This window comes from Delftia deserti, assembly GCF_042653485.1.
Classification (GTDB): Bacteria; Pseudomonadota; Gammaproteobacteria; order Burkholderiales; family Burkholderiaceae_C; genus Comamonas; species Comamonas acidovorans.
In genome coordinates, this window is the sequence record NZ_JBHSIH010000001.1 from 3,950,289 (window position 1) to 3,973,365 (window position 23,077).

The 23,077-nt window shown below is 68.1% G+C and carries 21 protein-coding genes; 18 read left to right on the plus strand and 3 right to left on the minus strand.

The features are described 5' to 3' along the window. Position 1 precedes the first annotated feature (1 nt). The 10 genes from dmpE (at position 2) to ACFPFG_RS19040 (ending at position 9,359) form a co-directional block, all read left to right on the plus strand. Positions 2-784, plus strand: coding sequence for a 2-oxopent-4-enoate hydratase (gene dmpE / locus ACFPFG_RS18995; protein WP_183017522.1), 783 nt, complete (start codon positions 2-4; stop codon positions 782-784). A gap of 18 nt (positions 785-802) precedes the next feature. Further along, positions 803-1,720, plus strand: coding sequence for an acetaldehyde dehydrogenase (acetylating) (locus ACFPFG_RS19000; protein ID WP_183017523.1), 918 nt, complete (start codon positions 803-805; stop codon positions 1,718-1,720). 14 nt (positions 1,721-1,734) lie between these two features. Continuing rightward, positions 1,735-2,829 carry a 4-hydroxy-2-oxovalerate aldolase gene (gene dmpG / locus ACFPFG_RS19005; RefSeq protein ID WP_183017524.1) on the plus strand — a complete coding sequence of 365 codons (1,095 nt, stop codon included), beginning with the start codon at positions 1,735-1,737 and terminating at the stop codon, positions 2,827-2,829. A 14-nt stretch (positions 2,830-2,843) separates the two neighbouring features. Further along, positions 2,844-3,632 carry a 2-oxo-3-hexenedioate decarboxylase gene (gene dmpH, locus ACFPFG_RS19010; RefSeq protein ID WP_183017525.1) on the plus strand — a complete coding sequence of 263 codons (789 nt, stop codon included), beginning with the start codon at positions 2,844-2,846 and terminating at the stop codon, positions 3,630-3,632. Positions 3,633-3,645: 13 nt separating this feature from the next. After that, entirely contained in the window at positions 3,646-4,641 is a 996-nt protein-coding gene (locus tag ACFPFG_RS19015) for a Bug family tripartite tricarboxylate transporter substrate binding protein (RefSeq protein WP_312373475.1), read from the plus strand. A gap of 25 nt (positions 4,642-4,666) precedes the next feature. Continuing rightward, positions 4,667-4,858 carry a 2-hydroxymuconate tautomerase gene (locus tag ACFPFG_RS19020; RefSeq protein WP_183017527.1) on the plus strand — a complete coding sequence of 64 codons (192 nt, stop codon included), beginning with the start codon at positions 4,667-4,669 and terminating at the stop codon, positions 4,856-4,858. Positions 4,859-5,138: 280 nt separating this feature from the next. After that, entirely contained in the window at positions 5,139-7,472 is a 2,334-nt protein-coding gene (locus tag ACFPFG_RS19025; RefSeq protein ID WP_380107823.1) for a TonB-dependent hemoglobin/transferrin/lactoferrin family receptor, read from the plus strand. Positions 7,473-7,644: 172 nt separating this feature from the next. After that, complete coding sequence (locus tag ACFPFG_RS19030) at positions 7,645-8,133, plus strand: EF-hand domain-containing protein (RefSeq protein ID WP_183017529.1); 489 nt, start codon at positions 7,645-7,647, stop codon at positions 8,131-8,133. Between the two features lie 6 nt (positions 8,134-8,139). Next, positions 8,140-8,949, plus strand: a complete 810-nt coding sequence (locus ACFPFG_RS19035) for a DUF4198 domain-containing protein (protein ID WP_380107825.1) — start codon at positions 8,140-8,142, stop codon at positions 8,947-8,949. 89 nt (positions 8,950-9,038) lie between these two features. Next, complete coding sequence (locus ACFPFG_RS19040) at positions 9,039-9,359, plus strand: helix-turn-helix domain-containing protein (protein ID WP_380110296.1); 321 nt, start codon at positions 9,039-9,041, stop codon at positions 9,357-9,359. Positions 9,360-9,366: 7 nt separating this feature from the next. On the opposite strand, the gene ACFPFG_RS19045 is transcribed toward ACFPFG_RS19040, so the two are convergent. From ACFPFG_RS19045 to ACFPFG_RS19055, 3 genes are all read right to left on the minus strand, one after another. Then, a complete protein-coding gene (locus ACFPFG_RS19045; protein WP_183017531.1) occupies positions 9,367-11,298 on the minus strand; it encodes a RecQ family ATP-dependent DNA helicase in 1,932 nt (643 codons plus the stop codon). Positions 11,299-11,518: 220 nt separating this feature from the next. Further along, the gene (locus ACFPFG_RS19050; RefSeq protein WP_380107827.1) at positions 11,519-12,670 is read right to left on the minus strand and encodes an acyl-CoA dehydrogenase family protein; all 1,152 of its coding nucleotides are present in this window, start codon (positions 12,668-12,670) and stop codon (positions 11,519-11,521) included. Positions 12,671-12,680: 10 nt separating this feature from the next. Continuing rightward, positions 12,681-13,922: a CaiB/BaiF CoA transferase family protein gene (locus ACFPFG_RS19055; RefSeq protein ID WP_380107829.1), complete on the minus strand. Its 1,242-nt coding sequence runs from the start codon at positions 13,920-13,922 to the stop codon at positions 12,681-12,683. Positions 13,923-14,016: 94 nt separating this feature from the next. Here ACFPFG_RS19055 and ACFPFG_RS19060 point away from each other — a divergent pair, with 94 nt between their 5' ends. From ACFPFG_RS19060 to hutU, 8 genes are all read left to right on the plus strand, one after another. After that, positions 14,017-14,913 carry a LysR family transcriptional regulator gene (locus ACFPFG_RS19060; protein ID WP_197954330.1) on the plus strand — a complete coding sequence of 299 codons (897 nt, stop codon included), beginning with the start codon at positions 14,017-14,019 and terminating at the stop codon, positions 14,911-14,913. A gap of 283 nt (positions 14,914-15,196) precedes the next feature. Further along, entirely contained in the window at positions 15,197-16,021 is an 825-nt protein-coding gene (locus ACFPFG_RS19065; RefSeq protein ID WP_232245687.1) for a phytanoyl-CoA dioxygenase family protein, read from the plus strand. A gap of 73 nt (positions 16,022-16,094) precedes the next feature. Beyond that, complete coding sequence (locus ACFPFG_RS19070) at positions 16,095-17,057, plus strand: ABC transporter substrate-binding protein (protein ID WP_197954331.1); 963 nt, start codon at positions 16,095-16,097, stop codon at positions 17,055-17,057. Between the two features lie 2 nt (positions 17,058-17,059). Then, the gene (locus tag ACFPFG_RS19075) at positions 17,060-17,917 is read left to right on the plus strand and encodes an ABC transporter permease (protein ID WP_183017535.1); all 858 of its coding nucleotides are present in this window, start codon (positions 17,060-17,062) and stop codon (positions 17,915-17,917) included. After that, positions 17,914-18,699, plus strand: coding sequence for an ABC transporter ATP-binding protein (locus ACFPFG_RS19080; RefSeq protein WP_183017536.1), 786 nt, complete (start codon positions 17,914-17,916; stop codon positions 18,697-18,699). Before ACFPFG_RS19075 ends, ACFPFG_RS19080 begins: the two co-directional genes overlap by 4 nt. A gap of 26 nt (positions 18,700-18,725) precedes the next feature. Next, positions 18,726-19,496, plus strand: coding sequence for a histidine utilization repressor (hutC, locus tag ACFPFG_RS19085; RefSeq protein WP_232245688.1), 771 nt, complete (start codon positions 18,726-18,728; stop codon positions 19,494-19,496). A 113-nt stretch (positions 19,497-19,609) separates the two neighbouring features. Next, complete coding sequence (hutH, locus tag ACFPFG_RS19090) at positions 19,610-21,181, plus strand: histidine ammonia-lyase (protein WP_183017537.1); 1,572 nt, start codon at positions 19,610-19,612, stop codon at positions 21,179-21,181. Positions 21,182-21,222: 41 nt separating this feature from the next. Next, a complete protein-coding gene (gene hutU, locus ACFPFG_RS19095; RefSeq protein WP_183017538.1) occupies positions 21,223-22,956 on the plus strand; it encodes a urocanate hydratase in 1,734 nt (577 codons plus the stop codon). The last annotated feature ends 121 nt before the right edge of the window (positions 22,957-23,077 follow it).

The window sequence follows — 23,077 nt, forward strand, 5'->3', positions numbered from 1 at the left end:
CATGAAACCCGAACTGCAACACACCCTGGGCGACGAGCTTTACGCCGCCCTGCACGAACGCCGCGCCATCGCTCCACTGAGCGAGCGCCATCCCGAGATCACCATCGCCGACGCCTACGCCATCCAGCAGCGCATGCTGGCGCGGCGCCTGACGGCGGGCGAGCGCGTGGTGGGCAAGAAGATCGGCGTGACCTCCAAAGCCGTGATGGACATGTTGGGCGTGTTCCAGCCCGACTTCGGCTGGCTCACCGACGGCATGGTCTTCAACGAGGGCCAGGCCGTGCCCGCCGCCACGCTGATCCAGCCCAAGGCCGAGGGCGAGATCGCCTTCGTGCTCAAGCGCGCGCTCAAGGGCCCGGGCGTCACCGCCGCCGACGTGCTGGCCGCCACCGAAGGCGTGATGGCCTGTTTCGAGATCGTCGATTCGCGCATACGCGACTGGAAGATCCGCATCGAGGACACCGTGGCCGACAACGCCAGCTGCGGCGTCTTCGTGCTCGGCGACCGCCTGGTCGATCCGCGCGACGTGGACCTGGCCACCTGCGGCATGGTGCTGGAGAAGAACGGCGAGATCGTCGCCACGGGCGCGGGCGCCGCCGCCCTGGGCCATCCGGCCAATGCCGTGGCCTGGCTGGCCAACACGCTGGGCGCCCTGGGCATTGCGCTGGAGGCGGGCGAGGTCGTGCTCTCGGGCTCGCTGGCGGCCATGGTGCCGGTACAGGCCGGCGACGACCTGCGCGTGACCATCGGCGGCATCGGCGGCTGCTCGGTCCGCTTCATCTGAAGAACAAGGAGAACTCCCATGAACCGGAACAAGATCCGCTGCGCCCTGATCGGGCCCGGCAACATCGGCACCGACCTGCTGGCCAAGCTGCAGCGCAGCGCGGTGCTGGAGCCCGTGTGGATGGTGGGCATAGACCCGGCCTCCGACGGCCTGCAGCGTGCGCGCGAGATGGGCCTGAAGACCACGGCCGACGGCGTGGACGGCCTGGTGCCGCACATGCGCGCCGACGGCGTGCAGATCGTCTTCGATGCCACCAGCGCCTACGTGCATGCCGAGAACTCGCGCAAGGTCAACGAACAGGGCGCGCTGATGATCGATCTCACGCCCGCGGCCATCGGCCCGTTCTGCGTGCCACCCGTCAACCTGGGCCAGCACCTGGGCGGGCGTGCGATGAACGTCAACATGGTCACCTGCGGCGGCCAGGCCACCATCCCCATGGTCGCGGCGGTCAGCCGCGTGCAGGCCGTAGCCTATGGCGAGATCGTCGCCACCGTGTCCAGCCGCTCGGTGGGGCCGGGCACGCGGCGCAACATCGACGAGTTCACGCGCACCACGGCCGCTGCCGTGGAGCAGGTGGGCGGCGCCGGCAAGGGCAAGGCCATCATCGTCATCAACCCCGCCGACCCGCCACTGATCATGCGCGACACCGTGCACTGCCTGACCGAGGAGGAGCCCGACCAGGCGGCCATCACCGCCTCCATCCACGACATGCTGGCCGAGGTGCGCAAGTACGTACCCGGCTACCGCCTGGTCAACGGGCCGGTGTTCGATGGCCGGCGCGTCTCGGTCTTCCTCGAAGTCGAGGGCCTGGGCGACTACCTGCCCAGGTACGCGGGCAACCTGGACATCATGACCGCCGCCGCCGCGCGCACGGCCGAGATGTTCGCCGAGGAAATGCTGGCCGGCCACCTGCAACTCCAGGCCGTGGCCGCCTGAAGGAGACAACCCCCATGACCACAGACAAGACGACAGACAAGACGACGGGCGCGCGCGGCCTCCAGGGCCGCAGGATCACCGTCCACGACATGACGCTGCGCGACGGCATGCACCCCAAGCGCCACCTGATGACGCTGGAGCAGATGAAGAGCGTGGCCCAGGGCCTGGACGCGGCCGGCGTGCCGCTGATCGAGGTCACGCACGGCGACGGCCTGGGCGGCGCCTCGGTCAACTACGGCTTTCCCGCGCACAGCGACGAGGAGTACCTGGGCGCCGTCATCCCGCTGATGAAGCAGGCCAGGGTCTCCGCGCTGCTGTTGCCCGGCATCGGCACCGTGGACCACCTGCTGATGGCCCACGGCCTGGGCGTGTCCACGCTGCGCGTGGCCACGCACTGCACCGAGGCCGACGTCAGCGAGCAGCACATCGCCAAGGCGCGCGCCCTGGGCATGGACACCGTGGGCTTTCTGATGATGGCCCACATGAACAGCGCCGAAGGCCTGGTGGCGCAGGCGCGGCTGATGGAAAGCTATGGTGCCCACTGCGTCTACGTCACCGACTCGGCCGGCTACCTGCTGCCCGAACAGGTGCGCGAGCGCATCGCCGCCGTGCGCGATGCGCTGCGGCCCGAGACCGAGCTGGGCTTTCACGGCCACCACAACCTGGCCATGGGCGTGGCCAACTCCATCGCCGCCGTCGAGGCGGGCGCCAACCGCATCGACGCGGCGGCCGCCGGCCTTGGCGCCGGCGCGGGCAACACGCCCATGGAGGTGCTGGTGGCCGTCTGCGACCGCATGGGAATCGAGACCGGCGTCGATGTCTGGAAGATCCAGGACGTGGCCGAGGACCTGGTCGTGCCGCTGATGGACTTCCCCATCCGCGTGGACCGTGACGCGCTCACGCTGGGCTATGCGGGCGTGTACGGCAGCTTCCTGCTGTTCGCCAAGCGCGCCGAGAAGAAGTACGGCGTGCCCGCGCGCGAGCTGCTCGTGGAACTGGGTCGGCGCGGCATGGTGGGCGGCCAGGAAGACATGATCGAGGACACCGCGCTGACCATGGCGCGCGAACGCGGCCTGCTGGCCGCGCAACCCCTGGCCCGCGCGGCCTGACGAGGAGAGCCAGCATGGCACTTGACGAACACACCATCGCCGCGCTCGCCGAGCACCTGGAAACCTGCCAGCAGCAGGCGCGCGACACGCCCAAGATCACCGACGAATACCCGGGCATGGGCTGGGACGACGCCTACGCCATCCAGGACCGCATCCTGGCCCGCAAGATCGGGCGCGGCGCGCGCGTCATCGGCTACAAGGCCGGCCTGACCTCGCACGCCAAGATGCGCCAGATGGGCGTGAGCGATCCGGTCTTCGGCTTCCTGGTCGATGAATACAGCGTGGCCGAAGGCAGCGAGATCCCCGTGGCCTCGCTGATCCACCCCAAGGTCGAGCCCGAGATCGCCTTCGTCACGCGCAGCGAGCTGCGCGGACCGGGCTGCCATGTGGGCAGCGTGCTGGCCGCCTGCGATCTGGTGCTGCCCGGCATCGAGGTCATCGACAGCCGCTACCGCGATTTCCGATTCGACCTCAAGAGCGTGGTGGCCGACAACACCTCGGCCGCGCGCTTCGCGGTCGGCGGACGGGGCGCCGCCGTGCGTGACCTGGACCTGCGCACCCTGGGCGTGGTGCTGGAGAAGAACGGCCAGCCCGTGGCCCTGGGCGCGGGCGCCGCCGTGCTCGGCCATCCGGCCGCCGCCGTGGCCATGCTGGTCAACCACCTGGGCCGGCGCGGCCAGAGCCTGCCGGCCGGCAGCCTGGTGCTGTCCGGCGGCATCACCGAGGCCGTGGCCGTGCAGGCCGGCGACCATGTCACGCTGCGCGTGCAGCACCTGGGCAGCGTCTCGCTGCGCTTTGCCTGAAGGGGTGCCCGCCATGCAACGCAGACAATTCCTGTCCTCGGGGCTGGGCGCGGGCCTGGCCTGTGCCGGTCTGCCGCCGGCTGCGGCGGCGTCCGGCGCGGCCGGTGAATGGCCGGTGCGCCCGGTCAAGCTCATCGTGCCCTTCCCGCCGGGGGGACCCACCGACATCATCGGCCGCACCGCGGCCCGGGTGATGGGCGAACGGCTGGGCCAGCAGATCGTGGTCGAGAACAAGGCGGGCGCGGGCGGCAACATCGGCACGGATGCCGTCGCCAAGGCCATGCCCGATGGCTACACCATCGGCCTGTCGGCCATCAGCAGTCTGGCCATTGCGCCATCGCTGTATGCGCGGCTGCCCTACTCGGTGGAGCGCGACCTGGCGCCCATCTCCCTGGCCGGCTACACGCCCTGTGCCATCGTGGCGCACCCGGGCGCTCCGTTCGATGACCTCGCGGGCCTGATCGCCTACGCCAAGGCCCACCCCGGCAAACTCAGCTATGGCACCTCGGGCCTGGGCACGAGCACGCATCTGGCGGCCGAATACTTCCAGTCGATCGCGGGCGTGTCCATGCTCCATGTGCCCTACAAGGGAACGAGCCAGATCGCCCAGGACCTGCTGGCGGGCACGATCCCGCTGAGCTTCGAGAGCTCGCTGACCACCACCTTGCCCAATGTCAGGGAGGGCCGGGTGAAGGTCATCGCCGTGACCTCGGCACGCCGATCGCGCGCCTTGCCCCAGGTGGCGACCGTGGCCGAGCAGGGGTTTGCCGGCTTCGATGTGGTCACCTGGTTCGGCCTCATCGGTCCCGCGCGCCTGCCGCGCGAACTGGCCCAGCGGATCTCCGGGGCCTGGCAGACGGGCTCGGCCACGCCTTTGGCACGGCAGGCCTTCGAGAACATCGGCGCCGATCCGCAAGCCGGCAGCCCTCAGCAATTCGGCGACTTCATGCGCAGCGAGACCCAGCGCTGGGGCGCCCTGATCCGCAAGCTGGGCATCCAGCTCGATTGAACCCGCCGACCGACCGGAGAACGCCATGCCATTTGCACAGATCCACATGATCGAGGGCCGCACCGAGGCCCAGAAGAAAGCCGTGATCGAGAAAGTCACCGAGGCCCTGCACGAGGCCGTGGGCGCCCCGCGCGAGAACATCCGCGTCTGGATCCACGAGCTGCCCCGGGAGAACTGGGGTATCGCGGGTGTCAGCGCCAAGGAGTTGGGGCGCTAGCGGCGAGGGCGGAGGCGCCGGGGCAGGAAGATTGTGTCTGTGACTTAAAAGATACAAAACAAATGATAATCATTATCAATTGATGGGAGAATCGGGCAAAGCCAGCAGGAAGAATCACACACGGGGGAAGCAATGGTCTCGCAAGAGCGCTCCGCGGACAGGTCGGCAGCTAGCCAGCAACCCTCTTTCCCTGATTCGCGCCATGGCTGCCTCTCCTTTACCCTGCTCCTCTTACCCCCTTTCCCGCAACTCCTGCCTCCATCTCTCCCGCGCACCGGCCTTGCATCGCAGCCTGCTGGCCGCGGCCGTGCAGGCCGCCGTCATCGGGCTGGCTTCGCCCGCCGCATGGGCCCAGGCCCAGGAACCCGCCGACCAGGCGCAGCTGATGGCCCAGGCGCCCGCGAAAGCCCTGCCCCAGGTCGACGTGGTCGACACGGCCGAGCCCGCGCAGCGCACACCCGGCGCATCGGCCACCATCAGCGGACCGGCGCTGGAGCAGGCCGGCAGCATGGCTGACGTGGTGCGCTACCAGCCCTTGGTGTCGGCGCCCGGCACGGCCTCGGGCACCAGCCGCAACCGCAGCAGCTTCGACCGCTCGGGAACCACGGGCTACAACATCCGCGGCATCGAGGGCAACCGCATCGGCATGGATGTGGACGGCGTCGAGATGCCCGACGCCACCACGCGCCCCTATGTGAGCCGTGCCGGTGCCAACACCTTCGGCGTGGGCCGTGACTTCATCGACCCCGAGATGTTCTCGGGCGTGGACATCCACTCCGGCACCACCACGGCGCGGCGCGCGGCCGGCGGCATCGGCGGCGCGGTGGGCTTTCGCACCAAGTCCCCCGAGGACTACCTGGTGGGCGGCAAGACCTCCTACCTGGGCGGCAAGATCGGCCACGACACGGCCGACCGCTCCTGGAACGAGAGCTTCACGGCCGCAGGCCGCTCGGGCAACCTCGACGGCCTGATCGCCTATTCGCGCCGCGACGGCCATGAGACGCGCAACCACAGCGCCATCGTCAACAGCTATCCCGATGACTGGAACTCCAACGCCCTGCTGCTCAAGGGCGGCCTGCGCATCGATCCCACCCAGCGCCTGGTGCTGTCGGCCGACCTGTACCGCCGCAAGAACGACACCTCCTTCCACGGCTGGGATGCCACCAGCACCAGCATCACCGAAAGCTCGCGCCAGAACAGCGACACCAGCCGCAACACGCTGCAGCTGCAGCACCTGTGGACGCCTGCCGGCGCCTGGGTGGACCAGCTGGACACGCGGCTGTACTTCCAGAACACGGACACCAACGACGTCACCGACACCACCACGCTGGCCACGGGCGCCAAGGTGCACAACGTCTCCGGCAACGAGACGCGTACCTGGGGTTTCTCGAGCACGGGCGACAAGCGCATCGAGCGCCACCGCCTGAGCTTTGGCGTGAACGCCTCGACCCAGGACACGGAGCGCCCCTGGGCCGTGTCCGGCAACATGAAGCCCCAGCCCGACACCACCACCCGTCGCTACGGCGCTTTCCTGCAGGACGAGATCAGCTTCCAGGCCGGCGGCCGCCGCCTGGCCCTGATTCCCGCGCTGCGCGTGGACCGCGTGGAGCTCAAGACGCGCGACCTGGACAACTTCGTCTCGGGCGTGCTCACGGCCGCCGATGTCCAGAAGCTCTACGGCGGCACGCGCGGCAACACCATCCTCAGCCCCAGCCTGGCCCTGGTCTATGACCTCACGCCCAAGTTCAGCGCCTACGCCCAGTTCAAGCGCAGCGGGCGCGCGCCCTCGGCCGGCGAGATCTTCGGCTCGTGGAACATGGCCAGCAACTACAACGCCGGCAACCAGTACGCGCTGGTGGGCAATCCCAACCTCAAGGAGGAAAGCAGCAATGCCCTCGACTTCGGGCTCAAGGGTTCGCCCACGCCGGGCGTGACCTTCAACAGCTCGGTCTTCTACACCAGGTACTCCGACTTCATCGCCTACACGCGCTACCTGCGCGCGGGCCGTCCCGACCTGTTCGTCAACGTGCCCGCCCACATCGGCACCATCTACCAGGCCGAGAACCGCGACAGCGCGAAGATCTACGGATTCGAGGCCAGCGCGCGCCTGGACCACGGCCAGTGGATGCCTGCAGCCAGGGGCCTGTACTCCACCTGGGCGCTGGGCATCAGCCGCGGCACCTCCAAGTCCTACTACGCAGGCGACAAGGATGTGCCGCTGGACAGCGTGCTGCCGCGCAAGGCCATCGTCGGCGTGGGCTATGACGCGCCGGCCCGGCAATGGGGCCTGAACCTGACCGGAACCTTCGTCGCGGGCAAGCAGGCCGTGGCCACCAACCGCGACAGCTACCAGAACGCGGGCACCGGCCTGACCGACTCGACCACCGAGCTGTTCCGCGTGCCCGGCCATGCCATCTTCGACCTGGCCGGCTACTGGCAGGTCGCAAGGAACGTGCGCCTGAACGCCGGCATCTACAACCTGGGCGACAAGCGCTACTGGGACTATTCCAGCACCCGCAACCTGCAGCCCGGCGTGGCGCGCGACCGCCGCGACATCGAGCTGCTGAGCAACCCGGGCCGCACCTTCGCCGTGTCCATGAACGTTGCGTTCTGAGCGCCCTGCGCACCATGCCATTGCACCCACGCCACCTTCACTTGCCGCGTGGCGCGGATCCGAGGAGTTTCTCCAGGGGCCGGCCGGCCTTCCCTACAGCGGCGGTGTCGGCCGGAAAGCCTCCACCACCATCGCAGCCGCCGCTGTATCTGCCTACTTCAGGAGTCGTTTCATGATCGAGTTCTCTCTGTCCCACCGCATGCTGGCCGCTGCCGGCCTGGCGGCCCTGCTCACCGCCTGCGCATCGCCCGCGGCACCATCCGCCAGCGGCCCGGCCCAGCCTGCGGGCGGGCATGGCCAGTCTGCCTTCATGGGCAGCTACGACGCCAACCGTGATGGCGTGGTCACGCGCGAGGAGTACGACACCGTGCGCAAGCAGCGCTTCCTGGCCGGCGACACCAATGGCGACGGCTGGCTCAGCGAGAAGGAGTACGTGGACGAGTTCGAGGCCCGCCTCAAGCAGCAATACGCGGGCCGCCAGCCCGACGAGCGCTATGCCCAGTCCATGAAGCAGGCCCATGTGCGCTTCGGCATCGTGGACAGGAACCGCGACGGCAAATACACCGTGGAAGAAGACATGGCCATCGCCGAACGCAGCTTCAAGGAAGCCGACGTCAATGCCGATGGCGTCGTGGACAAGAACGACGTCAAGAAGCCCTGAGCGGACATGGCCAAAACCCCATCCAAGCGATCGGCCTGGTGGCTGCCGCTGCTGTCGGCCGTGTGCATCTCCGCCCAGGCCCATACGCCCTACCTGCTGCCCGCCAGCTTCGAGGCCCAGCCCCGGGCCGTCATCAGCGTGGATGCCAGCTTTGCCGACAAGTTCTTCATCCCCGAAGTGGCTTTTGGCGAAACGCGCTTCACCGTGATGGCGCCCGACGGCTCGGTCACGCCCATGGCCGATGTGCGCCAGTTCAAGACCCGCACCGTGGCCGAGCACCAACTGCCCGACGAGAAGGGCACCTACCGCGTCAGCACCGGCCCGCGCCTGGGCGCCGTCTTCCGTTCGTGGGAGCGCAACGGCAAGGTCGAGACCGCGCGTGATCCCGCCACGCCCACGCCGGCCGATGCCAGGCTGCTGAGCCACTACCAGTCGCTGTCGGTCTCCGAGACCTACATCACGGTGGGCAAGCCCAGCCGGGCCGCGCTCGCGCCCTCAGGCAAGGGCCTGGAGATCGTGCCCGTCACGCACCCCGTCGACCTGTTCGCGGGCGAGAAGTTCGACTTCACCGTGCAGTACGACGGCAAGCCGCTGGCCGCGCAGAAGGTGGAAATCTTCCGCTCGGCCATGGACCTGGCCAGCCAGCACAGCGTGGACGTGCTGACCACCGATGGCGAGGGCCGCATCTCCTACGCCCTGCCCAAGTCCGGCATCTACCTGGCTCTGGTGCGCTACCGCGCCGACGCCCCCGCCGGCGCCGCCGCGCCGCAGTACGGCAACAACTACACGCTGACGTTCAGGGTGCTGGCGCAGTGATGAAGAGAGCCCGCTGATGCGGGCTCTTCTTTTTGCTTAGGGACTATTGAAGTCCGTACTGCCCGCTATGGAGCGGGCGGGAGAACATGATGCATCGCCAGGATTCTTCGCAGGGAACAGCCAATGTGCTGGTCGATCTGGGCTTCGAGGACGCACAGGAACTGTCAGCCAAAACCGTGCTGGCCATGAAGCTCAACGAGCTGATGGACAAGCGCGGGCTCAGTCAGACCGAGGCTGCAGGCATCACGGGCATGACGCAGCCCAAGATTTCCCAGGTCCGGCGCTACAAGCTGCAGAACATCTCTCTGGAGTGCCTGATGCAGGCGCTGGTGTCGCTGGACCAGCAGGTCGAGATCGTCGTGCGGCCTGCGCGCCGTGCGCAAGCGGCCGGCATCACGGTGGCGCCCTGAACCTCACTCAACCCGTGGCCACCACCCGCAGCACCTCGGCGCCATAGGCGTCCAGCTTCTTGGCGCCCATGCCGCTGATGCCCTGCAGGTCGTCCAGCGAGGCCGGGTTGCGTTCGGCAATGGCCGCCAGCGTGGCGTCGTGGAAGATCACATAGGCCGGCAGGTTGTGCTCGCGCGCGACCTCGGCGCGCCAGGCCTTGAGATTGATGAAGCGCACCTGGGCATCGGGGCCCAGGCTGGCGGCGGCCGCGTTGGGCTGGGTGGCGCGCTTGGAGGTGCGCGTGCGCGGCGCGGCCACGGCCTCGCGCAGCTGCACGGGGACATTGCCGCGCAGCACGTCGCGCGAGCCATCGGCCAGGCACAGGGTGTCGAAGCTGTGGCCGCTGTTCTCGCTGGTGATCTTGTGCAGGCCCAGGGCGCCCGTGGCCAGCAGCTGGCGCATCACGCCGCGCAGCTGGGGCTCGCTGTAGTCCTTGCCCAGGCCGAAGGTGGAGATCTTGTCGTGGCCGTACTGGCGCACCTTCTCGGTGTCCTTGCCGCGCAGCACGTCCATGATGTGGCCCGCGCCAAAGGTCAGCTGGCTGGCCTCGTGCACGCGGTAGATGGTGGACAGCAGCTTGCGCGCGGCGTCCGTGCCGTCCCACAGGGCCGGGGGCTCCATGCAGTTGTCGCAGTTGCCGCAGGCGGTCTTTGCCACGCGCTGCAGCGGCCGGCCTTCAATGTCCGTCTCTGCGTCTTCTCCCGGTGCGCCCAGGCCGTACTGCTCGCCGAAGTAGGCCAGCAGCCGCACGCGGCGGCAGTCCGTGGCCTCGGCCAGGCCCAGCAGGGCATCGAGCTTGCCGCGCATGACCTGCTTGAAGGTGTCCTCGGCCGGGCTTTCGTCGATCATGCGGCGCTGGTTGACCACGTCGGACAGGCCGTAGGCCATCCAGGCATCGGCGGGCAGGCCGTCGCGGCCCGCGCGGCCGGTTTCCTGGTAGTAGCCCTCGATGTTCTTGGGCATGTCCACATGGGCCACGAAGCGCACATCGGGCTTGTTGATGCCCATGCCGAAGGCGATGGTGGCGACGATGACGATGCCGTCCTCGCGCAGGAAGCGGTCCTGGTGCAGCTGGCGCGTCTCGAAGGGCAGGCCCGCGTGGTAGGGCAGGGCGGGCACGCCGGCCTGGCTCAGCGTCTGGGCCAGTTCCTCCACGCGCTTGCGCGACTGGCAATAGACCACGCCGGCCTCGCCCTCGTGCTCGCGCTCGATGAAGCGCAGCAGCTGGTTGCCCACATCCTTCTTCTCGGCGATGCGGTAGCGGATGTTGGGGCGGTCGAAGCTGCTGACGAAGTGCCGTGCGCTCTCCAGCTGCAGCCGCTCGACGATGTCGGCGCGCGTCAGCGCATCGGCCGTGGCCGTGAGCGCGATGCGCGGCACGCCCGCATAGCGCTCGTGCAGCACGCTCAGGGCGCGGTACTCGGGCCGGAAGTCGTGGCCCCACTGGCTCACGCAGTGGGCCTCGTCGATGGCGAACAGCGACAGCTTGCCCTGGGCATGCAGGTCGTCGAGCAGGCCCAGGAAGCGCGGCGTGTTCAGGCGCTCGGGCGCGGCATACAACAGGGTGATGTCGCCGCTTTGCAAGCGCCATTCGACTTCCTGCGTCTCGTCATAGGACAGCGTGGAGTTCAGGTAGGCCGCGCTCACGCCGGCCTCGTGCAGCGCACCGACCTGGTCGTGCATGAGCGCGATCAGCGGCGACACCACCACCGCCACGCCATGGCCCTGCTGCTGGCGCACGATGGCCGGCACCTGGTAGCACAGCGACTTGCCGCCACCCGTGGGCATAAGCACCAGCGCATCGCCGCCGGCGACCACGTGCGAGACGATGGCTTCCTGCGGACCGCGGAATTGTTCGTAGCCGAACACGGCTTGCAGGACGGAATGCGCGGCGGACAACGGGGACTTCTTTCGGCAGAGGCGGCTGGCGCGGGAGGGGGTGGGATGCGGGCGCTTCCCGCAAAAAATGCACTGCGGCCCGAAGGCCGCAACAGCCGCCATTTTGCGCCCCCTCGCAAGGTCCAGGGAAGACCTGGGGTTTGGACCGCTGTGCATCAACGGCCTTTTCCGGGCGCGAGGGTGTCATTTTCAGATTTCTCCTAGCCGCCCGCCGCTGCATTCAGCTGCGGCCCAGCACCCCGCGCGCAATGATGCTGCGCTGCACCTCGGACGAGCCCTCGTAGATGCGCAGGATGCGCGCATCGCGCACCAGGCGCTCCAGCGGCATTTCGCGTGTGTAGCCGTAGCCGCCGTGGATCTGCAGGGCCTCGTCGGTGACGAAGCCCACCATTTCCGAGGCATGCAGCTTGGCCATGGCCGAGTGCTGGGTGAAGGGCTGGCCGGCCTGGCGCAAGGCCAGGGCCTGCATCGTCAGCGCCCACGAGGCCTCCAGCCGCAGTTTCATGTCGGCCAGCTTCCATTGGATACCCTGCTTCGTGGCCAGCGGCTCGCCGCCCACCAGGCGCTGGCTGGCCCATTGCGCGGCAGCGGCCAGGGCGGCCTCGGCCACGCCCAGCGCGGTGGCCGCCACGTCCAGACGGCTGTTGTCCAGCACCTTCATCGCCGTCTTGAAGCCCGTGCCCTCGGCGCCCAGCCGGTGGCTGGCGGGCACGCGCACGCCGTCCAGCGATACCTCGAAGGCATGGCCGCCGCGGATGCCCATGAGTTTTTCTGGGGCCGAGACCTGGATGCCGGGCAGGTCGCGCGGCACGATGAAGGCGCTGACGCCACGCGCGCCGGCCTCCATGTCGGTCTTGGCGAAGACCACCATGAAGCGTGCCTCGGCCGCGTTGGAGATGAAGTGCTTGACGCCGGTCAGCACATAGCCATCGCCATCACGCATGGCGCGCGTGCGCATGTCGGCCGGGTGCGAGCCGCCGCGCGGCTCGGTCAGCGCAAAGGCCGCCAGCCATTGGCCGCTGGCGCAGCGCGGCAGCCACTGCTGGCGCTGCGCGTCGTCGCCACCCAGCAGCACGGCATCGGTGCCAAGGTAGTGGGCGCCGATCATGGACGAGGTGGCAGCGCAGGCGCGCGAGATGGCCACCAGGGACAGCAGCATGGCCGTGGGCGTGACACCGGGGCCACCCAGGTCCTCGGGCAGGTTCATGCCCATCACGCCCAGGGCCGCCAGTCCCGGTACATGGCAGGTGGCGGACAGCGCCTCCTCGTCCATGCGCTGCGCCAGCGGCGCCAGTGCGTCGTCGGCAAATCGGGCCACGGCATCGGCAATGGCCTGGTCGTCGGCGGTGGTGCCCAGTCGTTGGAAGTTCATGGAGGTTCGCTCAGTGTGATGGGGAAGAGGGGGCTGCACCTGCGGTGCCCAGGGCACCGGATGCGCGCAGCGCGGCAATGGCTTCGGCGCCCCGGCCCAGCCATTGCGAGAGCAGGGCATCGGTGTGCTCGCCCAGGGCCGGTGCGCGCTCGGCGCGGTTGGGCGCGGCGCCGCTGAAATGCACGGGCTGGGTGGGCAGGCGCAGGCCCGGCAGGCGCTCGTCCTGCACCGCGCTGAGCAGGCCCCGTGCCTGGGTCTGCGGCGATTCCAGCGCCTGGGCAATGTTCCAGATGGGTGCGGCGGGCACGCCGGCCGCATCCAGCATGGCCACCACCTGCGTCACGTCATGCCGGCCGGCCCAGGCCTCGATGGCCTCGCGCAGCGCGGGCTCGTGGGCCGAGCGCGATTCGTCGCTGGCAAAGCGCGGGTCGCCTGCCAGCCCGCCCAGTTCCATGGCCTGGAGGGCGGCGGCGAACAGCTTGTTGTTGAGCACGGCCAGCGCGAAGTGGCCGTCGCCCGCGCGGTACACGCCGAAGGGGGCCGACAGCGGATGGCGGTTGCCCACGCGGCGTGCGGGCCGGCCCGTGAACAGGTAGCGCGCCACCGAGGTGGCCAGAAAGCTCAGCGTGGTGTCGAACATGGCCACGTCCACCTGCTGGCCCTGCCCGGTGGTGCGGGCCTGCAGCAGCGCGGCCAGCGTGGCCCAGGAAGCGAACAGGCCGGCCACCACGTCGCTGACGGCCTCGCCCACCACGGTGGGCGCGCCATCGGGCTCGCCCGTGGCCTCCATGAGGCCGCTCATGGCCTGCACGATGATGTCGTAGGCCGGCCGGTGGGCCAGCGGCCCGGTCTGCCCGAAGCCCGAGACGCTGACATAGACCAGGCGCGGATTGAGTGCGCGCAGCTGCGCGGGGCCTATGCCCAGGCGATCAGCCACGCCAGGGCGGAAGTTCTCCACCACCACGTCGGCGCGGGCCGCCATCTCGTGGACCAGGGCCACGGCATCGGGGTGCTTGAGGTCCAGCACCAGGCTTTGCTTGTTGCGGTTCATCACCGTGAACAGCGCGCTCTCGCCGTTGCTCATGGGGCCGATGGCGCGGTAGTCGTCGCCCTGCGGCGGCTCGATCTTGACCACCTCGGCGCCCAGGTCCGCCAGCAGGGCCGTGGACAGCGGCCCGGCCAGCACGCGCGTGAAGTCGAGGATGCGCACGCCGTCCAGCGGGCGGGCGGTGGGGGCGGTGGAGTCGGTCATGGATGCAGCCTTGGACGGGTGGTGTATGGCTGCATGCTGGCGCGCGATTGAATCAATGGAAAATATTCATTTCTGATCTATTGCATTCAAAAAGATGATTCAAATCAGTCTGCGCCAGCTGGAGTATTTTCTTGCGGCAGCGCGCTATGGCGGTGCGGTGCGCGCGGCCGAGGCCCTGCATGTTTCGCAGCCCTCGATTTCCAAGGCCATCGCCGATCTGGAGACGCTGTGGGGCGAGGTCTTGTTCGTGCGCCGCCATGCTCGGGGCATGGACCTGACCGCTGCGGGCAGCGCGCGGCAGCGCGAGGCGCAGGCGCTCATCGAACGCGCTCAGCTGCTGCAGGGGCCACGCACGGCCACCATGGCCGGCCTGTTGCGCCTGGGATACCTGAGCACGCTGGGACCCCGCTGGATACCGGCCATCGTGGCGCAGATGCGCAAGAGCCATCCGCAGGTGGAGGTTGAGCTGGTCGATGGCAATACCGAAAGCCTGACGCGTCAGCTTGAGCGCGGCGAGCTTGATGTGGCGCTGCAATATGACCTGGGCTTGGCCCGACCGCGGCTGGAGCTGGCCCATGTGGCAGATCTGGCGCCCTATGCGGTGCTGCCCTGGGGCCATGCGCTGTCGCAAAAGGCCACGGTGCGGCTGGCGGAGCTGGCGCGATCGCCGCTGGTGCTGATCGGCCTGCCCCATAGCCGCGAGTATTTCCTGTCCCTGTTTCGCGACGCGGGTGCCACGCCGCAGATCGCCTTCGAGACGGAGTCGCTGGAGATGGCGCGCTCCCTGGTGGCCAACGGCCTGGGCGTCGGGCTGCTGACCACGCGGCCCGTGGTGGACAGGGCGCATGACGGCAGGCGCCTGGCCTGTCGCCGCCTGAGCGGCTCCGTGGCGCGGCAGTCGGTGGTGATGGTTTTCCCCAGAGCGATGGCGTCGCCGCTGGTCCAGCCGCTGCTGCCCATGGTGCGCTCGCTATTCGCCCGCGCGAACTGATCCGGGCGGCGCACGGCGCCTCTCCGCGATTTCCCGGACAGGGAAGTTATGTATATACAGGTATGCGCAGCTGAAGGATTCTAGCGTCCGGCTGCATCGAAGTTGGGCATGAAGACAGCACGGATCCGGTGCAGCCTCCGTGATCTTCGCACCAGATGAAGCGTGAATTCGCTCAGGGAGCTGCATGCATCTCCCGGTGAGCAGTGTGGCAGATCCCGTGGTCGGGCTGGCACGCATCCTGCTTTGCTGGGACATGTATAGACAGTTCTATCGGAGGCTTGACATGGCAGTTGTAGAACAGATGCCGATATCCGAGGCGGATATTGCGGCATTCGAGCGCGACGGGGTCGTCGTGATCCGGCAGGTATTTACCGAATGGATGGAGCCACTGCGCGAAGGCGTGCGCCGCCTGATGGCCGATCCAGGCCCCATGGAGCGGTCGGTGGTGCCGGCCGATGGCTCGGCCCCGTTCTTCCAGGACCTGTGCAACTGGCAGCGCATCCCCGAGTTCAGCGACTTCGTGCTGCATTCACCGGCCGGGGCCCTGGCCGCGCGGCTGATGCGCTCGCGTTCGGCGCGTTTCTTTCATGACCATGTCCTGGTGAAGCAGCCGGGTGGAAGCACGGTCACGCCCTGGCACCAGGACCAGCCCTACTACTGCGTGGAAGGCCGGCAGAGCGTGAGCTTCTGGACGCCGCTGGACCCGGTGGCGCGGTCGGTGGTGATGGAGTGCGTGCGCGGATCGCACCGCTGGGGCCAGGATTTCAGGCCCATGCGCTTTGACGGCACGCGCCTGTACGAAAACGACAACTATGCCGCGCTACCCGACATCGATGCGGCGCGCGACCAGTTCGACATTGCGGGCTGGGATATGGCGCCTGGCGACGTGATCGCCTTCAACTTCCGTACCGTGCACGGCGCGCCCGGCAACCGCTCTCCAGTGGCGCGCCGCGTGTTCTCTGCCCGCTGGGTGGGCGATGACGCCGTCTACGCCGACCGTGGAGGCAAGGGGTCGCCGCCCATCAAGGGCCTGAGCATGCGCGATGGCGACCCGTTCGATGACCCGATGTTTCCGGTGGTCTGGCGCGAAGGCGCGCAGGCGGCCTAGGACCCTGGTGGAAGCAGACGGCCCGCGGTGGGCCTCTGCGCTTGTGCTGTCAATCTCGTTGAGGGAAATTTCCATGTCCATGATGAAGAAAACCGTGCTGGGCCTATCGCTGGCCGCAGGCCTGTCAGGAGCAGTCCTGGCGCAGGAAACCAAGGTGTCCATCGCCATGTCCGGCTGGACTGGCTTCGGTCCGCTGACGCTGGCCAAGGAGGCCGGCATCTTCAAGAAGCACGGGCTTGACGTGAGCATCCGCAAGATTCCCCAGAAGGATCGCCATCTGGCGATTGCTTCGGGCGATGTGCAGTGCGCCGCCACCTCGACCGAAACCTGGATCGTCTGGAACGCCAACGGCGTGGCCACGACCCAGCTGTTCAAGATGGACCAGGGCATGGGCGCCGACGGCATCGTGGCCCGGCCGGGCATCGACAAGGTAGAGGACCTCAAGGGCAAGACCATCGGCGTGTCCGCACCCGGCACCAATCCGTACTTCTCGCTGGCCTGGATTCTCAAGAAGCACGGCATGACCTTGAAGGACGTGAAGATGGTGACGTTGGAGCCGGCCCAGGCGGCCAACGCGCTGATTGCGGGCAACAGCGGACTGGATGCGGCCATGACCTATGAGCCCTACCTGGGTCTGGTGCGCAGCCAGCCCGACAAGGGCAAGCTGATTGCCGACTCCAAGCAGTACTCCATGGTGTTCGATACCTTCGGCTGCACGCCCAAATTCATCAAGGACAACCCCAAGGCTGCGAAGGGCCTGACCGAAAGCTACTTCGAGGCGCTGGACCTGATCGAGAAGGACAAGGCCAAGTCCTTTGCTGTCATGGGCGCCGACGTCAAGCAGACGGCCGAGCAGTTCGAAGCCTCGCAAAGCAAGATCAAGTGGGCTGACCGTGAGGCCAACATCCGCTTCTTCGACGGCGAGATCCAGGCCTTCAACAAGGAGGCGTCCACGCTGCTTCTGGAGACTGGCGTGATCCGGGCCATTCCAGCCAACCTCGATAGCCTGTTCGATACCCAGTTCCTGAGGAAGTGACCATGGCCTCCGTCAGCTCCATAGACAAGCAGGCGGTGGCGGAAACGCCTGCTGCCGCGCCCCCTCTTCACGCACCCCGCAAGATGAAGCTGCTGCACCCGGTCGAACCCCGCACACGCCTGTTCCTGGGCGTGGGCTTCTTTCTGCTGTTCCTGCTGTTCTGGACGTTTCTGACGGCGGCTGGCATTGTCGCGCCGCATTTCCTGGCCTCGCCCCTGCAGGCGCTCAAGGCGGCCTGGAAATTGTTCGCGGAATTCGGTTTTCTGAACGACGTGGGCATGACGGTGTGGCGCGTCATGGGCGGCTTCCTGCTGGCGGCCGTGATCGCCGTGCCGCTGGGCATCGCCATGGGCGCCTACAAGCCCATCGAGGCCGTGTTCGAACCCTTCGTCTCGTTTGCGCGCTACCTGCCGGCCTCGGCCTTCATCCCGCTGCTGATCATGTGGGTAGGCATTGGCGAGGCGCAGAAGCTGTCCATCATCTTCATCGGCTGCTTCTTCCAGCTCACGCTGATGGTGATGATGATCGTCAGCAATGCGCGTCGTGACCTGGTCGAGGCCGCCTACACCCTGGGCTCCACCGACTCCAGTGTGATCCGGCGCGTGCTGTTGCCTGGGGCCGCCCCCGAAATCGCCGAGGCGCTGCGCCAGGTGCTGGGACTGGGCTGGACCTATGTCGTGGTTGCCGAACTGATCGGCGCCGCCTCTGGCATAGGCCACATGATCATGGACAGCCAGGCGCTAATGGCCACCGACAACATCATTGCCGGCATCGTCATCATCGGCCTTGTGGGCCTGACATCGGACCTGCTGTTCAAGAAGCTCAACCAACTGCTTTTCCCCTGGAGCCTGATGCGATGAGCCGCCTTTCCATACGCCAAGTCACCAAGGTCTTCCAGGGCACGGCCCGTGGAGCGTCCCCCACCACGGCCCTGCAGCCCACCAGCCTGGAGGTGGCCGACAACGATTTCATTACCGTGCTGGGCCCATCGGGCTGCGGCAAGTCCACGCTGCTGCGGCTGGTGGCCGGCCTGGAGACACCGACGGGTGGCGAGATCCTGCTCGACGGCCTGCGCGTCGAAGGGCCGGGTGCCGACCGTGGCGTGGTGTTTCAGAGCTACACGCTGTTTCCTTGGCTCAATGTGCGCCAGAACATCTGCTTCGGCCTGCGCGAGAAGGGCGTGCCCGCAGCCCAGCAAAAGGAGATCAGCGAGCACTTCATCGCCAGCGTGGGGCTGCGCGGCTTCGAGCAGCATTTCCCCAAGCAGCTGTCGGGCGGCATGCAGCAGCGCGTGGCCATCGCACGGGCGCTTGCCAACGACCCCAAGATCCTGCTGCTGGACGAACCCTTCGGTGCACTGGACAACCAGACCCGCGTGGTCATGCAGGAGCTGTTGCTGGGCATCTGGGAAAAGCACCGCAAGACCGTGATCTTCGTGACGCACGACATTGACGAGTCCATCTTCATGGCCAACCGCGTGGCCGTGTTCAGCGCGCGCCCGGGCCGCATCAAAGCCGACATCCCCGTGAACCTGCCGCATCCGCGCCACTACACGGTCAAGACCTCGCCCGAATTCATGGAGCTGAAAGCCCGGCTGACCGAAGAGATTCGCGCCGAGTCACTGGCGGCTGCTGCACACTGAGGGTTTTCATGACCACTGCCCACACCATGTCCTCCCGCTCCACGGCTTCCCGACTTTCCGCAACGACGGCGGAGGTGCCCATGGCCCTGTACCAGCAGGTCAAGGACCATGTGATGCGCAAGATCGCCGACGGCTCGCTGTCGGCGGGCGAGCGCGTGCCGTCCGAGCAGGAGCTGGTGCAGGAGTTCGGCGTGGCCCGCATGACGGCCAATCGCGCGCTGCGCGAGCTGGCCGAGCAGGGCGTGATCGTGCGGGTGGCGGGCGTGGGCTCCTTCGTGGCCGAGGAGAAGCCGCAGTCCACGCTGCTGCGCATCGCCAACATCGCCGAGGAAATCCGCCAGCGCGGCCATGACCACCGCTTCGAGCTGATCGGCGTGCGCCGCGAGTCGGCCTCGCCCGAGGCGGCGGCTTCGCTGCAACTGCCCGCCGGCAGCTCGGTGTTCCACCTGCAGGGCGTGCATTTCGAGAACGACGTGCCCGTGCAGCTCGAAGACCGCCATGTGAACCCGCGCATGGCGCCGGACTTCATGGAGCAGGACTTCTCGCTGATCCAGCCCTCGGTGTACCTGGTGCGCAACGTGCCCTTCGACCAGATCGAGCATGTGGTGGACGCCATGCTGCCCACGCCCGAGCAGGCGCGCTGGCTGCAGATGGAGACCGACCAGCCCTGCCTGACGCTGACGCGCCGCACCTGGTACCTGGGCACGCCCGTGACCTGGGTGCACTGCGTGCATCCGGGCATGCGCTACCGGCTGGGCAGCCGCTTTCGCACCGACGGCGGATCGCACGACGGCTGAGGCCGCCAAAGCGGGGTTCCCGCTCTTGCGCTGCTCTGCTTCGATTGATATTGTATAGACAGGCATAGACATTCATCCCGGCACACCCTCCAAGACACCGACAGGGCATCACCATGAACACCATCACGACTCCCGGCCTCACCTCCCGTCCCGGCACCGCGCTGACGCTGCAGCCCGGCCAGGTCACCCTGGCCCAGCTGCGGTCCATACAGCATGGCGGCGTGCGCCTGTCCATGGCGGCGCCCGCCTACGAGCGCATGCGCGCCGCCCAGGCCCATGTGCAGCACATCGTGGATGAGGACCAGGTCGTCTATGGCATCAACACCGGCTTCGGCAAGCTGGCCTCCACCAAGATCGCCCATGACCGCCTGGCAGAGCTGCAGCGCAATCTGGTGCTGTCGCACAGCGTGGGCACGGGCGACCCGCTGCCCGACGCCGTGGTGCGCCTGGTGCTGGCCACCAAGGCCGTGAGCCTGGCGCGCGGCCACTCGGGCGTGCGCCCCGAGCTGGTCGATGCGCTGCTGGCCCTGGCCAACGCCGATGTGCTGCCCGTGATTCCCGCCAAGGGCTCGGTGGGTGCCTCGGGCGACCTGGCGCCGCTGTCGCACCTGGCCTGCGTGCTGATCGGCGAAGGCCAGGCCAAGATCGATGGACAGGTGGTGTCCGGCACCGAGGCCATGCGCCATGTGGGCCTGGAGCCCTTCGTGCTCGGCCCCAAGGAAGGGCTGGCCCTGCTCAACGGCACCCAGGTGTCCACGGCCCTGGCCCTGGTGGGCCTGTTCCAGGGCGAGAGCGTGTTCGCCGCCGGCCTGGTGGCGGGCTGCCTGACGCTGGAGGCCATCAAGGGATCGGTCAAGCCGTTCGACGCCCGCATCCACGAAGCGCGCGGCCAGCTCGGCCAGATCGCCGTGGCCGCCGCCGTGCGCGAGCTGCTGGACGGCAGCGCCATCGACACCTCGCATCCCCACTGCGGCCGCGTGCAGGACCCCTACTCCATCCGCTGCGTGCCCCAGGTCATGGGCGCCTGCCTGGACAACCTCGGCCATGCGGCCCGCGTGCTGGTGATCGAGGCAAATGCCGCCTCGGACAACCCGCTGGTCTTCGACAACGGCGACGTGATCTCGGGCGGCAACTTCCACGCCGAGCCCGTGGCCTTCGCGGCCGACATCATCGCCCTGGCCCTGGCCGAGATCGGCGCCATCTCCGAGCGCCGCATGGCCCTGCTGCTGGACACCGGCCTGTCGGGCCTGCCGGCCTTCCTGATTGCCGACAGCGGCGTGAACTCGGGCTTCATGATCGCCCAGGTCACGGCTGCCGCGCTGGCTGCCGAGAACCAGTGCCTGGCCCACCCCAGCAGCGTCACCAGCCTGCCCACCTCGGCCAACCAGGAAGACCATGTCTCCATGGCCACCTACGGCGCGCGGCGCCTGGGCGAGATGGCGCGCAACACCGCCGTCATCGTGGGCGTGGAAGCCATGGCCGCCGCCCAGGGCATGGACTTCGACCGCAGCCTGAACAGCTCCGAGCTGATCGAGGCGCAGTACGCGCTGATCCGCAGCCAGGTTCCGCACCTGGACCGTGACCGCTATCTGGCACCCGACATCGAAACCATGCGCCAGTGGGCGCTTGCCACGGACTGGCCCCAGGCCATCGTCCGCCACCTGCCCAGCCACCAGGCTGCCTGAACCCCGCAACCGCTCACCCCCCCCGCATCCAGGAGATCGCCATGAACGCCAACGACGCCATCCTCAACGCCAACGCTGCCACGGCTGCCAACAATCCCCGCTATGACGCCAGCCGAGTCATCCGCGCCCCGCGCGGCAGCGAACTGCACTGCAAGAACTGGCTGGCCGAGGCCGCCTACCGCATGCTGCAGAACAACCTGGACCCCGACGTGGCCGAGAACCCCAAGGCCCTGGTGGTCTACGGCGGCATCGGCCGCGCGGCGCGCAACTGGGAGTGCTATGACCAGATCCTGGAGTCGCTCAAGAAGCTGGAGGCCGACGAGTCGCTGCTGATCCAGTCGGGCAAGCCCGTGGGCGTGTTCAAGACGCACGAGAACGCACCGCGCGTGCTGCTGGCCAACTCCAACCTCGTGCCCCAGTGGGCCAACTGGGAGCACTTCAACGAGCTGGACCGCAAGGGCCTGTTCATGTACGGCCAGATGACGGCCGGCAGCTGGATCTACATCGGCGCCCAGGGCATCGTGCAGGGCACGTTCGAGACCTTTGTCGAGGCCGGCCGCCAGCACTACAACAACGACCTCGCGGGCAAGTGGATCCTCACGGCAGGCCTGGGCGGCATGGGCGGTGCCCAGCCGCTGGCCGGCGTGCTGGCCGGCGCCTGCGTGCTGGCCATCGAATGCCAGCAAAGCAGCATCGACTTCCGCCTGCGCACACGCTACCTGGACAAGCAGGCGCGCGACATCGACCACGCGCTGGAACTCATCGCCCAGCACACGGCCGCGGGCGAGGCCATCTCCATCGGACTGCTGGGCAATGCCGCCGAAATCCTGCCCGAGCTGGTGCGCCGCGCAAAGGCCGGTGGCGCCCGCCCCGACATCGTGACCGACCAGACCTCGGCCCATGACCTGATCAACGGCTACCTGCCCGTGGGATGGACCGTGGACGAGTGGCGTGCCGCCGCGGCCGACCCGTCGCGCCATGCCCAGCTCAAGGCCGCTGCCGCCCAGGGCTGCGCCCAGCACGTGCAGGCCATGCTGGACTTCCAGGCCATGGGCATTCCCACGGTGGACTACGGCAACAACATCCGCCAGGTGGCCCTGGACCAGGGCGTGAAGAATGCCTTCGACTTCCCCGGCTTCGTGCCTGCCTACATCCGCCCGCTGTTTTGCGAAGGCAAGGGCCCGTTCCGCTGGGTGGCCTTGTCCGGCGACCCCGAGGACATCTACAAGACCGACGCCAAGATCAAGGAACTGTTCCCCGACAACAAGCACACCCACCGCTGGCTGGACATGGCGCGCGAGCGCATCAGCTTCCAGGGCCTGCCCGCGCGCATCTGCTGGCTGGGCCTGGGCGAGCGCCACAAGGCCGCCCTGGCCTTCAACGAGATGGTGAAGAACGGCGAACTCAAGGCCCCCATCGTGATCGGCCGCGACCACCTGGACTGCGGCTCCGTGGCCAGCCCCAACCGCGAGACCGAAGCCATGAAGGACGGCACGGACGCCGTCAGCGACTGGCCGCTGCTCAATGCCCTGCTCAACACCGCGGGCGGCGCCACCTGGGTCAGCCTGCACCACGGCGGCGGCGTGGGCATGGGCTACTCCCAGCATGCGGGCGTGGTCATCGTGGCCGATGGCACGGACGAGGCTGCGGCCCGCCTGGGCCGCGTGCTCTGGAACGACCCGGCCACGGGCGTGATGCGCCATGCGGACGCGGGCTACGACATTGCCGTGGCCGCTGCCAAGCGCCACAGCCTGAATCTGCCCATGGTCCGCTGAGGGATGGCTGCGCGCTTCCGGTCGAGCGAGGCGCGCATCTGGCCGGATGCCCCGCCCTGACCGCCTTCGTTGCACCCTGCATCGCCTGTTCCCGCAAACCATGAACCAAGGAGACAAAAGC